12 protein-coding genes are annotated in these 13,226 nt (G+C 69.2%); 10 read left to right on the forward strand and 2 right to left on the reverse strand.

Annotation, left to right across the window (positions count from 1 at the left end; all coding sequences use genetic code 11):
- Genes AC1D2O_RS18840 through ubiM form a run of 3 tightly spaced genes read left to right on the forward strand, consistent with a single transcriptional unit; the run spans window position 1 to window position 3,348 of the window.
- Window positions 1-1,257 (forward strand): NAD(P)H-dependent flavin oxidoreductase, encoded by a 1,257-nt coding sequence (locus tag AC1D2O_RS18840; protein ID WP_478090186.1) that lies wholly within the window; start codon window positions 1-3, stop codon window positions 1,255-1,257.
- Complete coding sequence (locus AC1D2O_RS18845) at window positions 1,239-2,138, forward strand: acyltransferase (RefSeq protein WP_478090185.1); 900 nt, start codon at window positions 1,239-1,241, stop codon at window positions 2,136-2,138. The genes AC1D2O_RS18840 and AC1D2O_RS18845 overlap by 19 nt, the downstream gene beginning before the upstream one ends.
- Window positions 2,122-3,348: a 5-demethoxyubiquinol-8 5-hydroxylase UbiM gene (gene ubiM, locus AC1D2O_RS18850; RefSeq protein ID WP_478157697.1), complete on the forward strand. Its 1,227-nt coding sequence runs from the start codon at window positions 2,122-2,124 to the stop codon at window positions 3,346-3,348. The genes AC1D2O_RS18845 and ubiM overlap by 17 nt, the downstream gene beginning before the upstream one ends.
- Here the strand turns inward: ubiM and AC1D2O_RS18855 are convergent.
- Window positions 3,323-4,525: an acyl-CoA dehydrogenase family protein gene (locus AC1D2O_RS18855; protein ID WP_478090183.1), complete on the reverse strand. Its 1,203-nt coding sequence runs from the start codon at window positions 4,523-4,525 to the stop codon at window positions 3,323-3,325. The two genes, ubiM and AC1D2O_RS18855, sit on opposite strands and share 26 nt — an antisense overlap.
- A gap of 40 nt (window positions 4,526-4,565) precedes the next feature.
- Entirely contained in the window at window positions 4,566-5,348 is a 783-nt protein-coding gene (locus tag AC1D2O_RS18860) for an enoyl-CoA hydratase/isomerase family protein (RefSeq protein ID WP_478157698.1), read from the reverse strand.
- A 309-nt stretch (window positions 5,349-5,657) separates the two neighbouring features.
- Here AC1D2O_RS18860 and AC1D2O_RS18865 point away from each other — a divergent pair, with 309 nt between their 5' ends.
- From AC1D2O_RS18865 to AC1D2O_RS18895, 7 genes are read left to right on the forward strand one after another with little or no spacing between them, the layout of a single operon-like run.
- Window positions 5,658-6,449 (forward strand): ABC transporter ATP-binding protein, encoded by a 792-nt coding sequence (locus AC1D2O_RS18865; protein WP_478090181.1) that lies wholly within the window; start codon window positions 5,658-5,660, stop codon window positions 6,447-6,449.
- Window positions 6,446-7,228: an ABC transporter ATP-binding protein gene (locus tag AC1D2O_RS18870; protein ID WP_478157699.1), complete on the forward strand. Its 783-nt coding sequence runs from the start codon at window positions 6,446-6,448 to the stop codon at window positions 7,226-7,228. Before AC1D2O_RS18865 ends, AC1D2O_RS18870 begins: the two co-directional genes overlap by 4 nt.
- Window positions 7,225-9,138 (forward strand): AMP-dependent synthetase/ligase, encoded by a 1,914-nt coding sequence (locus AC1D2O_RS18875; RefSeq protein ID WP_478157700.1) that lies wholly within the window; start codon window positions 7,225-7,227, stop codon window positions 9,136-9,138. Before AC1D2O_RS18870 ends, AC1D2O_RS18875 begins: the two co-directional genes overlap by 4 nt.
- Complete coding sequence (locus AC1D2O_RS18880; RefSeq protein ID WP_478090178.1) at window positions 9,138-10,010, forward strand: branched-chain amino acid ABC transporter permease; 873 nt, start codon at window positions 9,138-9,140, stop codon at window positions 10,008-10,010. Before AC1D2O_RS18875 ends, AC1D2O_RS18880 begins: the two co-directional genes overlap by 1 nt.
- Window positions 10,010-11,056, forward strand: a complete 1,047-nt coding sequence (locus AC1D2O_RS18885; RefSeq protein ID WP_478090177.1) for a branched-chain amino acid ABC transporter permease — start codon at window positions 10,010-10,012, stop codon at window positions 11,054-11,056. Before AC1D2O_RS18880 ends, AC1D2O_RS18885 begins: the two co-directional genes overlap by 1 nt.
- A 26-nt stretch (window positions 11,057-11,082) precedes the next feature.
- The gene (locus tag AC1D2O_RS18890; protein WP_478157701.1) at window positions 11,083-12,279 is read left to right on the forward strand and encodes an ABC transporter substrate-binding protein; all 1,197 of its coding nucleotides are present in this window, start codon (window positions 11,083-11,085) and stop codon (window positions 12,277-12,279) included.
- A gap of 11 nt (window positions 12,280-12,290) precedes the next feature.
- Window positions 12,291-13,226, forward strand: a complete 936-nt coding sequence (locus tag AC1D2O_RS18895; protein WP_478157702.1) for an SDR family oxidoreductase — start codon at window positions 12,291-12,293, stop codon at window positions 13,224-13,226.

Genomic DNA, 13,226 nt, shown 5'->3' on the forward strand with positions numbered 1-13,226 from the left:
ATGAGGGAAGAAGTCAACCAGGCGGATGCGGCCGCCATGGCCGATGCGTTGCGGGCGCTTGCCGCCGGATCGGGCCTGAGAAGCTGGCAACTGGCCGGCCGTGAGCTGTTGCCGGTGGTGCAGGGCGGGATGGGGGTCGGCGTCTCGGCCGGCGGCCTGGCCGGCACGGTCGCCGGCCTCGGCGGCATCGGCACCGTGTCGTCGGTCGACCTGCGGCGCCTGCACCCGGACCTGTGGGCGCAGACCTCGCACCTCGAGGCCGAGCCCGATGCCGGCCAGCGCATCGACGCCGCCAACCTCGAGGCGCTGGGCCGCGAGATCGCGCGGGCGCGCCGGCTCGCCGGCGGACGCGGCCTGATCGCCGTCAACGTGATGAAAGCCCTGACGGCCTATGAGTCGCAGGTGCGGCACGCGCTGGCTTGCGGGGCCGATGCGCTGGTGGTCGGCGCCGGCCTCCCGCTGGACCTGCCGGACCTGGCGCGAGAGCACCCGCAGGTCGCGCTGATCCCGATCCTGTCGGACGCGCGCGGCGTCCAGCTGGTCGTGCGCAAGTGGGAGAAGAAGGGGCGCCTGCCCGATGCCATCGTGATCGAGCATCCGCGCCTTGCGGGCGGCCATCTCGGCGCCGCCAAGGTGGGCGACCTGAACGACCCGCGCTTCGAATTCGATGTCGTGCTGCCGCAGGTGCAGGCCTTCTTCAAGACCGCGGGCATCGAAGGCCGCATTCCGCTCATCGCCGCTGGCGGCGTCGAGAGCCTCGACGACATCCGCCGGCTGCAGTCGCTCGGCGCCTCGGCGGTCCAGCTCGGCACCGCCTTCGCGGTCACCGCCGAATGCGATGCCGACCTGGCGTTCAAGCGCGTGCTCGCCGACGCCAGGCCCGAGGACCTGGTCGAATTCACCAGCGTGGCGGGCCTGCCTGCGCGCGCCGTGCGCACGCCCTGGCTGGCCAAGTACCTGCGGCTCGAGCCGCGGCTGATGGCCAAGGCGCACCGCGAGACCGAGTGCACCATGCGCTTCGACTGCCTGGCCCATTGCGGCCTGCGCGACGCCACGCCGGGCTGGGGCAAGTTCTGCATCGACAAGATGCTGGGCCACGCGCTCGCGGGACACACCGAGCAGGGGCTCTTCTTCCGCGGTGCGGGCCGGTTGCCCTTCGGCGACCAGATCCGGCCGGTGCGGGACCTGATGCGATGGCTTCTGGGCGGGCTGCTGCCCGCCGCCGAGCCCGGCACGCCTTGCGCGGCGGCGGCCTGATTCCGTTCTGGCGCGGGGCCTTCAACGGCCTGCTGCTCGGCCTCAACACGCTGGTGGGTGTCGCCCTCATGCTGCCGCTCGCCGCCGTCAAGCTGGCCGTGCCGGCAGCCCCGGTGCGCACGGCGTGCGACCGGGCGCTGAACGCGCTGGCCACGGGCTGGGTCGCGCTCAACAACCGCTGGATCGCGGCTGCCTGCCCGGCACCGTGGACCTTGCACGGCCTCGACGGGCTGAAGCCGGGTGGCTGGTACCTGGTGTCCTGCAATCACCAGAGCTGGGTCGATATCCTGGTGCTGCAGCGGGTCTTCCACGGCCGCATTCCCTTCCTCAAGTTCTTCCTGAAGCGCGAGCTCATCTGGGTGCCGGTGATCGGCCTGGCCTGGTGGGCGCTCGATTTCCCGTTCATGAAGCGCGGCCGAGGCCGGGGCGCGCGGCGTGGCGACCTTGCGGCCACCCGCAAGGCCTGCGAGAAATTCAGGCGCATTCCCACGGCGGTCATCAATTTCATCGAGGGCACGCGCTTCACGGCGGCCAAGCATGCCGGCCAGAACAGCCGCTACCGGCACCTGCTCGAACCGAAGATCGGCGGCCTCGGCGTGGCGCTGGAGACCATGGGCGAGCAGTTCGAATCGATGCTCGACGTCACCATCGTCTACCCCCAGGGGCCGCCCAGCTTCTGGACGCTGCTGTCCGGCCGGCTGGAGGCGGTGACCGTCGACGTGCGGCGGCGCGAGATTCCGCCGGCGCTGCTCGAAGCCGATGCCCTGGGCGACAAGGCGCATCGGCAGCGCCTGCGCCAATGGACCGAAGGGCAGTGGGCGGAGAAGGATCGGCTCATCGCCGCATTGTTGAAGGAGCAGATGCATGTCGCTGGACCCTGAAGTCCTGATCGTCGGCGCGGGCCCGACCGGCCTGGCCATGGCCATCGCGCTGGCCGATGCCGGCTTCGCTGCGACCGTGCTCGACCAGCAGTCGCGCGACGCGCTGGCCGCACCCGCGGAGGACGGCCGCGAGATCGCGCTGACGCATTCCAGCGTCGAGACCTTGCGTGCACTGGGCCTCTGGCAGCGGCTGCGGCCCGAGGAGATCGGGCGCATCCGCGAGGCCCGGGTGACCGATGGCGGCGGGCATGACGCCGCCCTGCATTTCAAGGCCCGCGACCCGCTCGGCTGGATCGTCCCCAACCATGCGCTGCGACGCGTCAGCTTCGAGGCCGCGACCGAACGGCCCGGACTGAATCTGCGCACCCGGTCGCGGCTGCTGCGCGTCATCACCTCGGCCGCGCAGGTCGAGCTGGAGCTCGAGCACGGCGAGGCGGCGCTGCCGGAGTCATTGCACGGGCAACTCCTCATCGCTGCCGACAGCCGCTTCTCGTGGGCCCGCCGCCAGCTCGGCATCGCTGCCGACATGCAGGACCTCGGCCGCACCATGATCGTCTGCCGGATGCGCCACACGCTGCCGCACCGCGACGTGGCCCATGAGTGCTTCGGCTACGAGCGCACGCTGGCCATCCTGCCGCTGGCCGGCGACATCTGCTCCGCGGTGCTGACCACCGACACTGCGGCCGCGGCGCGGCTGATGGACTTGCCCGGCGGCGAATTCGCTGCGCTTGTCGAGGCGCAGTTCGGTGGCCGGCTGGGCTCTATGAGCCTGCTCGGCGATCGCTATCCCTATCCGCTGGTCACGGCCTTCGCGCGCCGATTCAGCGCCACGCGCAGCGCGCTGATCGGCGACGCCGCGGTCGGCATGCATCCGGTCACGGCGCATGGCTACAACCTCGGGTTGCAGAGCGTCGCAACGCTGGCCCACGCGCTGTGCGATGCGCGCGCGGCCGGGCTGGACATCGGCGACGCCGGCGTGCTGGCCGGCTACGGCCGCAAGCACCGTCGCGATGCCGCCGTGATGTACCACGGCACCAACGCCGTGGCGAAGCTCTTTGCGAACGACGGCGCGCCGCAGCGGCTGGCGCGCCAGCTGATCCTGCGCGGCGCGCAGCACCTGCCGCCGCTGAAGGCCGCGATCACGGCACGGCTCACCGGACGTGGCGGGCTCCGGCTGCCGACGCTCAACGGCGCAGCAGTTCGTCGCTGATGATGATCTTGCGGACCTCCGTGGTGCCGGCGCCGATTTCGAGCAGCTTGATGGCGCGATAGAGCCGGTTGACTTCGGATTCCCAGATGTAGCCCGTGCCGCCGTGGATCTGCATCGCCTCGTTGAGCACCTTGTTCATGGTCTCCGAGGCAAACATCACGGAGGCGGCGGTGATCATGTGGATGTCGCCGCGCCCGCCGCCGCCGATCTCGAGATCGTTGGCCGCGCGCAGCGCCTGGTAGGTGAAGACGCGCATCGATTCGATCCACACGTACATGTCGGCCAGCTTGGCCCGGATCATCTGGAAGTTCGAGATCGGCTGGCCGAACTGCTGCCGGGTGCGCGCATAGTCGAGCGCCAGTTCGAGCGCGCGCTCGCAGATGCCCAGGCAGATCGGCGCGATCATGGCGCGCTCCAGGTCGAGCCCGCTCATCACCACCTGCACGCCGCGGTCCTCCTCGCCGACCCGGTTGCGCGCCGGAACGCGGCAATTCTCGAACACCAGCTCGGCCGTCTGGCTGCCGCGAAAACCCATCTTGGTGAGCTTCTGGGCCACCTTGAAGCCGGCGCTGCGGGTGTCGACGATGAAGGCCGAGATGCCCTTGGCGCCGCGCTCCTTGTTGGTCTTGGCGTAGACCAGCACCACATCGGCCACCGCGCCGTTGGTGATGAAGATCTTGCTGCCGTTGAGCAGGTAGTCGTCGCCGTCGCGCGTGGCCGTGGTGCGCATCGAGCCCAGCGCATCGGAGCCCGCGCCGGGCTCGGTCAGGCCCAGTGCGCCGATGGTCTTGCCGCTGCACAGGCCCGGCAGGTAGGCCTTGCGCTGCGCCTCGTCGGCGTTGCGGTAGATGTTGTAGAGGCACAGGTTCTCGTGCGCCACCCAGCTGAGCGCAAGCGCGTGGTTCCAGCGCGAGAACGCCTGCACCACCAGCCCGCTGGCGAAGAGATCGAGGCCGGCGCCGCCATAGACCTCGGGCACCGGGATGCCGAAGTAGCCCGTGGCGCCGATCTGCGCGAAGGCCTCGGGCGGCCACCACTCCTCGTTGTCCATGCGGCTGGACAGGGGGTAGAGCTCGTTGCGCGCGAAGCGATCGGCCTGGTCGAGGATCTGCTGCTCGTCGTCGGACAGGCCCGAGAAGCGCTGGGCGGCGCCTGGAGCGGAAGCGGTGGTGTTCATGGGTCTCCGGGGGATGGAAAGAAAAAGGACGGAAGGCGGTTCAGGCGGCGTGGCCGCCACGCTCGGCGAATGCGGCGACACGGGCGGCGAAATCGGCGCTGGCGGCGCAGCGCAGGAAGGCGGCCTTCTCGCGCGCCAGCTGCGCCTGCAGGCCTTCACGCGACTGGACGGCGGTCAGTTCCTTCAGCTCGCGCACCGATTGCGCCGGCAGGGCCGCGAGCTCGCGCGCGCAGCGCTGCGCCTGGGCGTCGGCACGCTCGGCGTCGACGATGCGGCTGATCAGCCCGAGCGCCAGCGCTTCTTCCGCATCCATCGTGCTGCGCAGCGTGAGCAGATCGAAGGCGCGCGCGGCGCCCAGGCGCTGCGTCAGGCGGAAGCTCAGGCCGCCATCGGCGGGCGCGCCGAGCTGCGCGTAGGCCGTGACGAAGCGCGTGCCGCGCGCCGCCAGCACCATGTCGCAGGCCAGCGCCAGCGAGATGCCGCCGCCGGCCACCGCGCCATGGACGCTGGCGATCACCGGGACCGCGAGGCGATTCAATGCCATCACGCTGGCGTGGAAGCTGTCGATCATGCGGGCGATGAACGCAGGCAGCTCGGACCGGTGCGCATGCATCGCGGCCACGTCGCCGCCACCGCAGAACGACCGGCCTTCGCCACGCAGCACCAGCGCCCGCACGCCCGGCGCGGCAGCCACCGTCTCGATCGCGCGATGCAGCGCCTCGGCGGCTGGATAGTCCAGCGCATTGAGCGCATCGGAGCGGTTCAGCGCGATCGTCGCGACTTCGTCGTGGAAGTCGATGCAGACGGGGTCTTGCGTGTCCATGGGTCTCCGGAGGTGTTCCACATCAAGTTGACCTTGACTCAATAAAGTCCGTTGATGCGGTGCCAATGAGACACCGGTTGGCTTCGTTTGAGAAGGGATGAAATGCTAGGTTTAACCCTAAGACAGTGAAGAGAGACGGGAGATGTTCCGGCGGAGGAATTCAAAGAACAATAAATTGAGTCAGGGTCAGAAAACTGTTGACAGGTGGAAATCGACGCCGCAATATCCGCCCCATAACCAGACGCCATGACCGGCGCGGAGACAAGCCTTGGAATCTCACCATCCCTCGTTCGGCCGGGGCCGTTGCCCATGTTGAGCATCACCAACCTGCAGGTGTTCTACGACCGTGCAGTCGAGGCCGTGCGCGACGTCTCGCTCGAACTCGACCAGGGCCGCATCGTCGCCTTGCTGGGCAGCAACGGTGCGGGCAAGTCGACCGTGCTCAAGGCGATCAGCGGCGTGCTCTATCCGGAAGACGGCGAGATCACGGGCGGTGCGATCCGCTACGACAACGCCTCGCTCGAACGCTGCGCGCCGCACGAGATCGTTCGGCGCGGGCTGGTCCAGGTGCCCGAAGGCCGAAGGCTGTTCGACACGCTCACCGTCGAGGAGAACCTGCGCATGGGCGGCTACCTGCGGCCCGGCACCGACGAATCCCAGGCGCTGGCCAACATCTACGCCCTGTTCCCTGCGATCGAAGCCCATCGGCATCGCGTGGCCGGCTACCTGTCCGGCGGACAGCAGCAGATGGTGGCGATCGGGCGCGCCCTCATGGGCGAGCCGAAGCTGCTGCTGCTCGACGAGCCGTCGCTCGGACTCGCGCCGCAGGTCATCGCGGAGATCTTCGACATCATCCGCCGCCTGCGCGACGAGCGCGGCCTGACGGTGCTGCTGGTGGAGCAGAACGCACAGCTGGCGCTCTCGCTCGCCGACTACGGCTACATCATGGAGCGCGGCCGGATCGTGCTCGACGACACGCCCGCCAAGCTGCTCGCGAACGACGACGTGAAGGAGTTCTATCTGGGCGTGCAGGCCGGCGGCCAGCGCCGCAGCATGCGCGAGATCAAGCACTACAAGCGGCGCAAGAGGTGGCTCTCGTGAGCGCGGCATTGCTCGAGCTGCAGGGCGTGGGCAAGCGCTTCGGCGGCCTCGAGGCCTTGTCGGGCATCGACCTGCGGGTGCAGCGCGGCCACATCTTCAGCGTCATCGGGCCCAACGGCGCCGGCAAGACCACGCTGTTCAACCTGATCTCGTGCCTGCTCGCGCCCAGCGCGGGGCGGATCGTCTTCGACGGCGAGGACATCGCGGGCGCGCCGGCCCACAGCCTCTCGAAGCGCGGCATCGCGCGCACCTTCCAGAACCTCGCCGTCTTCAAGCACGAGACCGTGATCGACAACATCCTGACCGGGCTGCATGCGCGGCTCACCACCGGCGTGCTGGGCGCGGCCGTGTTCTGGGGCTCCGCGCGGCGCGCCGAGATCGCCGCCCGCGAGACCGCGGAGGAGATCGTCGAGTTCCTCGAGATCGAGACCATCCGCGACCTGCCGGTCGGCACGCTGTCCTACGGCCTGCAGAAGCGGGTCGAGCTGGGCCGCGCGCTGGCGATGCAGCCGCGCCTGCTGCTGCTCGACGAAATGGTGTCGGGCATGAACCAGGAGGAGACCGAGGACATCGCCCGCTTCATCCTCGACATCCGCGAGGAGCGCAACGTCACGGTGATGATGATCGAGCACGAGATGGGCATCGTGATGGACATCTCCGACCACGTGTGCGTGCTGAACTTCGGCCGCAAGATCGCCGATGGCACCCCCGCCGAGGTGGCGGCCGACCCGGCCGTCATCGCGGCCTACCTGGGCGTTGCCGCGCCCGTCGCAGCATGAAGCCGGCGCAGACCTCCGACCACCGCGTGCTGGCCGATGCCGCACTGCCGCCCGGCGTGGCCGAGGGCCGGGCGACGATGCCGGGCCTGCTGCGCCATCGCGCGCGCCAGACGCCCGAGCGCATCGCCTTCCGCGAGAAGACGCGCGGCATCTGGCAGGGCACGACCTGGTCCGGCTACTTCGAGCACGTGCGCGCCTTCGCGCTGTTCCTGCAGCAGGCCGGCTTCGGTGCCGGCGACAAACTGGCCATTGCCTCCGACGGCACGCCCGAGTGGTTCATCGCCGATCTGGCGGCGCAATCGCTGGGTGGCGTGACGGTCGGCATCTATCCGACCAACCCCTGGCCCGAGCTGCAGTACATCGTTCGCCATTGCCGCGCCAAGGTGGCGGTGTGCGGCGACCAGGAGCAGACCGACAAGGTGCTCGAGGCGATGCGCCGCGACGGCGGCCTGCCGGACCTCGAGCGCGTGATCACGGTCGACTGGAAGGGCTTGCGCCACTACGACGAGCCGATGCTGATGCCGTTCGCGCAGGCGCTCGCCGAAGGCCGCGCACTGGCGCAGCAGGAGGGCCGCAGCGCCGCCTGGGAGGCCGTGCTCGATGCGCTCGATGCCGGCCAGGATGCGCTGATCGTCTACACCTCGGGCACCACCGGCATGCCCAAGGGCGCGCGCCTCTCGCACGCCGGCATCGTGTCCGACGCGGCGGCGCTGGGTGCGGTGCAGGGCTTCGCCGGCAGGCCGCTCACGGTGGTCTGCTACCTGCCGCTGTGCCATGTCGCCGAGCGCCTGATGTCGCCGGTGATGCAGCTGGTCTACGGCTCGATCGTCAACTTCGCCGAGTCGATCGACGCCGTCACCCACAACCTGCGCGAGATCGGCCCGAGCTTCTTCTTCGGCGTGCCGCGCATCTGGGAAAAGCTGCAGTACGAGATCCTCATCAAGTCGCGCGATGCGCGGCCGATCGCGCGGCGCGCCTTCACGAAGGCGATGGCCATCGCCACGCCGATCGCCGAACGCAGCATCGCCAACGGCGGCCGCGCGGTCAGCCGGCGCGACGCCTTCGTCGCCTGGCTGCTGCGGGTGACGGTGTTCAGCAACCTGCTGGCCGGCGTGGGGCTCGACCGCACCTGGGTCGCGATGACCGGCGGCGCGTCGATCTCGCCCTCGGTGATCCTGTTCTTCCGCGCGCTGGGCGTGCCGATCTACCAGATCTACGGCATGACCGAGACCAGCGGCGCCAGCCATTCGCAATCCGTCGCGCTGTCGCGCCTCGGCTGGTGCGGCCCGCTGCTGCCGGGGGTGGTCGAGCAGCGCGTCGCCGCCGACGGCGAGCTGCAGCTGCGCGGCGCGATCGTCTTCAACGGCTATCTGCACGACGAGGCGGCCACCCGTGCCGCCTTCGACGACGGCTGGCTGCGCACCGGCGACATCGTCGAGCTCGACGAGGCCACCGGGCAGGTGCAGATCGTGGACCGCAAGAAGGCCATCCTGATCACCAGCGGCGGCAAGAACATCACGCCCTCGCTGATCGAGAACGCCTTGAAGGAAAGCCTCTACATCAGCGAGGCCGTGCTGCTCGGCGACGGCAGGCACTTCGTCTCGGCCCTGATCCAGATCGACCTCGACACGGTCGGCAAGTGGGCGCAGGAGCGCGGCATGGCCTACACCACCTACGAGACGCTGGCGCAGCTCGAGGCGGTGCGCGAGCTCATCGCCGACGACGTCAAGCGCGTCAACGAGCGCTTCTCGCGCGTCGAGAGCATCCGCAAGTTCGCGCTGCTGAAAAAGCAGCTCGACCATGACGACGGCGAGCTCACGGCCACGATGAAGGTGCGCCGGCGGGTCATCGAGCAGAAGTTCGCGGCCGAGGTCGCGCACATCTACGGCGTCGAGAAAGTGACGGCCTGATGAACTACTTCCTGAACCTCGTCACCTCGGGCCTGGTGATCGGCGCGCTCTACGGCCTGGTCGCGATGGGCTTCGCCATTGTTTACCGCGCGACCGGCATGGTGAACTTCGCGCAGGGCGAGGTGATGATGCTGGTCGCCTACATCAGCTTCAGCCTGGCCACCATCCCGGGCATCGGCTTCGGCCCGCTGCTGGTGGCGGTGCTCGCGGTGTCGGTGCTGCTGGGCCTGGCGATCGAGCGCATCTTCATCCGCCCGATGCTCGGCGAGCCGATGTTCTCGCGCGTGATGGTGACCATCGGCCTCGCGGTCGTGATCCGCTCCACCGTGATCCTGATCTGGGGCGTCGAACCCACCGCGTTCCCGCGCCCCTTCGGCAACGCCGTGATCCGGTTCGCGGGCCTCGCGCTCTATCCGGGCCAGATCTTCGCGCTGGTCTCGCTGGCCGTGCTGTGCGGCCTGATGTGGCTCTTCTTCTCGCGCTCGCGCATCGGCATCGCGATGCGGGCGACTTCCAACAACGAGACCACCGCGCTCCTGATGGGCATCAACGTGAAACGCATCAGCGCCGTCGCCTGGGCGCTGTCGGCGGTGTTCGCGGCCTTCGCCGGCCTGGCCTTCTGCCTGATGTTCAGCCTCGAGCCCGAGATCTCGCAGATGGGCCTGCGCGGCTTTCCGGCGACCATCCTCGGCGGCCTCGACTCGGTGGTCGGCGGCGCCTTCGGCGGGCTGGTGATCGGCGTGTTCGAGAACCTCGCCGGCGGCTACCTGGGGCGCGGCCTCAAGGAGATCGCCGGCTTCGTGCTGATCATCGTGGTGCTGATGGTCAAGCCCTACGGCCTGTTCGGCCAACGTGAAATCGAAAGAGTCTGATGCGCAGCAGAACCTACCAGACCTCCTATGCCGGCCTGGTCGCCCTGGCTCCCCAGCGCGTCACCTGGTGCTGGGCGCTGGCCGGGCTCGGCCTGCTGCTGATCGCACCGGCCTGGTTCGGCGCCCACGGGCTCAACATGCTGACCAGCATCTTCGTGGTTTCGGTCGGCGTGCTCGGGCTCAACCTGCTGTCGGGCGTGGCCGGCCAGATCTCGCTCGGCCATGCCGGCTTCCTGCTGATCGGCGCCTACGCGCAGGCGATCCTGACGACCGACTACGGCGTGCCGTCGCTGCTGGCGATTCCGCTGGCGGGGCTGGTCGCGGCCCTCGCCAGCCTGATCGTCGGCGTGCCCTCGCTGCGGCTCAAGGGCCTGTACCTGGCGATCACCACGCTGGCCTTCACCTTCATCGTGCGCCACGTGGTGCTGTTCGCCGAGGGCATCACGCGCGGTTCGGCGGGCATGCCGGTCGAGCCGCTCAGCGTGCTGGGCGTGTCGTTCAAGGGCGACCAGCGCTTCTACTACGCGGCGCTGTTCTTCCTGGTGCTGGCGGTGTTCGCGACGCTGAACCTGATGCGCTCGCGGATCGGCCGCGCCTGGCTGGCCTTGCGCGACCACGACATCGCGGCGCGCGCGATGGGCATCGACCTGATGCGCTACAAGCTGCTGGCCTTCATGGTGAGCGCCTTCTACACCGGCGTCGCGGGCGCGCTGGTGGCCTTGCAGACGCGCTTCGTCAATGTCGACACCTTCAGCGTCCTGATCAGCATCGAGGCGCTGGCGATGGTGATCGTCGGCGGCATGGGCCGCATCCATGGCGCGATCCTCGGCGCGGCGCTGATCCTGCTCTTGCCCGAATTGCTGAACTTCGGCTTCGAAGCGGCGGGCGACGGCGTGCGCATGCTCATGGCCGACCGCATCTACGAGGTCAAGGGCTTGATGTACGGCGTGGTGATCCTGCTGTTCCTGCGGCTCGAGCCCGAGGGACTGGCCGGCATCTGGCGCAAGGCCAAGCGCTTCTGGGTGCAGTGGCCGCTGTCCCAATGACAACCGAATCACAACAGGAGACGACGATGGGCAAGCATGAAGGCAAGGCGATGGTGGTGCGTGCGTTGGCGGTGTTGGGCATGCTCGCGGCCGCGGCCGGCGCGCAGGCGCAGGACGTCGGCGTCACGGCCAGCGAGATCCTGATCGGCGAGGTGCAGCCGATGTCGGGCCCGGCCTCGCTGATCGGCAAGGCCGGCGCGGCGGGCTCCAAGCTCGCCATCGCCGAGATCAACGCCGCCGGCGGCATCAACGGCCGCAAGCTGCGCGCGATCTACGAAGACGACGGCTACGTGCCGGCGCGCTCGGTGTCGGCGGTCAAGAAGCTGATCGACACCGACAAGGTGTTCGGCATCACCGGCACCACCGGCAGCTCGCACATGGTGGCGATGCTGCCGGCGATCGAGGAGGCGAAGATCCCGACCATCGTCCACATGGCGCCGAATCCGGCCGTGGTGACGCCGCGGCGGCCCAGCGTCTTCATGATCGGGCCCGACTACGACTATGCGGGCTACGTGCCGGTGCGCTACATGGTCGAGAAGATGAACAAGAAGGGCGCCAAGTTCGGCATCCTCTACCAGGACGACGACTTCGGCAAAGCCCTGCTGTCGGGCTACCAGAAGGCGGTCAAGGAGTTCGGCCTCTCGAGCGTGGCCGAGATCTCGTTCAAGCGCGGCGCCAAGGACTTCTCGGCCGAGGTCCTGACACTCAAGGACAAGGGCGTCAATGCGCTCTACCTCGGCACGCTGACCACCGAGTCGGCCTCGATCATGTCGGAGCTGCGCCGCCTCGACATGGACGTGACGCTGGGGACGCTGTGGGCCGGCCAGCTGCCGGCCGCCGTCAAGCTGGCGGCGCCGTCGGGCTACCAGTACCTGATCCCCGACTACTACGCCTCCAACTACGACCCGGCGGGCGCGGCGCTGATGGGCTCGGCCAAGAAGTACCTGAGCGCCGACGACTACGCCAACTTCAACCGCTACACCGTGAGCGGCTACGTCGGCACGATGGTCTTCGCCGAGGGCGTGCGCCGCTGCGGCGCCAACGTGACGCGCGCCTGCGTGATCGCGCAGCTCGACAAGCTGCACGACTACAAGGTCGGCGGCCTGAGCGGCCCGGTCTCCTTCGACAACCCGAAGGGCCAGGCCGTGATGCCGATCAAGCTGTTCCAGACCGATCCGCAGAGCGGCACCGTGAAGTCGCTGACCGACTTCGTCGCCTACTGAGCCTTCATCCGATGCCGACTGCAGCCTCTTCTTCCGCCAGCACCGAGCGCTACCGTTCGGCCTTTCGTCCCGGCCTGTTCGACGGCCGCACGGTGGTCGTCACCGGTGGCGGCAGCGGGCTCGGCCGCTGCACCGCGCACGAGCTCGCGAGCCTCGGCGCGCACCTCGCGCTGGTCGGGCGGCAGTCGGGCAAGCTCGAGGCGGTGGCGGCCGAGATCGCCGCCATCTACCCCGAGCGCGCAGGCGACGTCACGACGCATGTCTGCGACATCCGCGACGAGGCGGCGGTCCAGGCGACGGTGGCCGAGGTCATTGCGGCGCACGGCCGGCTCGACGGGCTCTTCAATTGCGCCGGCGGGCAGTTTCCGGCCCGGCTGCGCGACATCTCGCTCAAGGGCTGGGATGCGGTGGTGCGCAACAACCTGCACGGCACCTTCCTGTTCTCGCGCGAATGCTTCGTGCAGTGGATGGAGGCGAACGGCGGCAGCATCGTCAACATGCTGGCCGACATCTGGGGCGGGCTGCCGGGCATGGGCCATTCGGGCGCGGCGCGCGGCGGCGTGTTCACGCTGACCGAGACCGCGGCCTGCGAGTGGGGGCATGCCGGCGTGCGGGTCAACGCGGTGGCGCCGGGCTGGATCGCCTCGGCCGGCATCGACACCTACGACGAGGACTACCGCAACGTGCTGCGCGGGCTCCGCAACAAGGTGCCGCTGCAGCGCTTCGGCACCGAGGCCGAACTGTCCTCGGCCGTCGTCTATCTGCTGTCGGAGGCCGCGGGCTTCATCAGCGGCGCCGTGATCCGCGTCGATGGCGGCGTGCCGACGGCACGGCCGACCTGGAAGCTGGAACCGGCGGCGCGCAGCTTCGCCTACGACGGCTTCCCGCAGTACCAGCCGCCGGCCACCTTCGACGACCTGCCGGGCGGGCACAAGGAAACCTCGTGA

This window comes from Variovorax sp. P1_G12 (assembly GCF_056405555.1).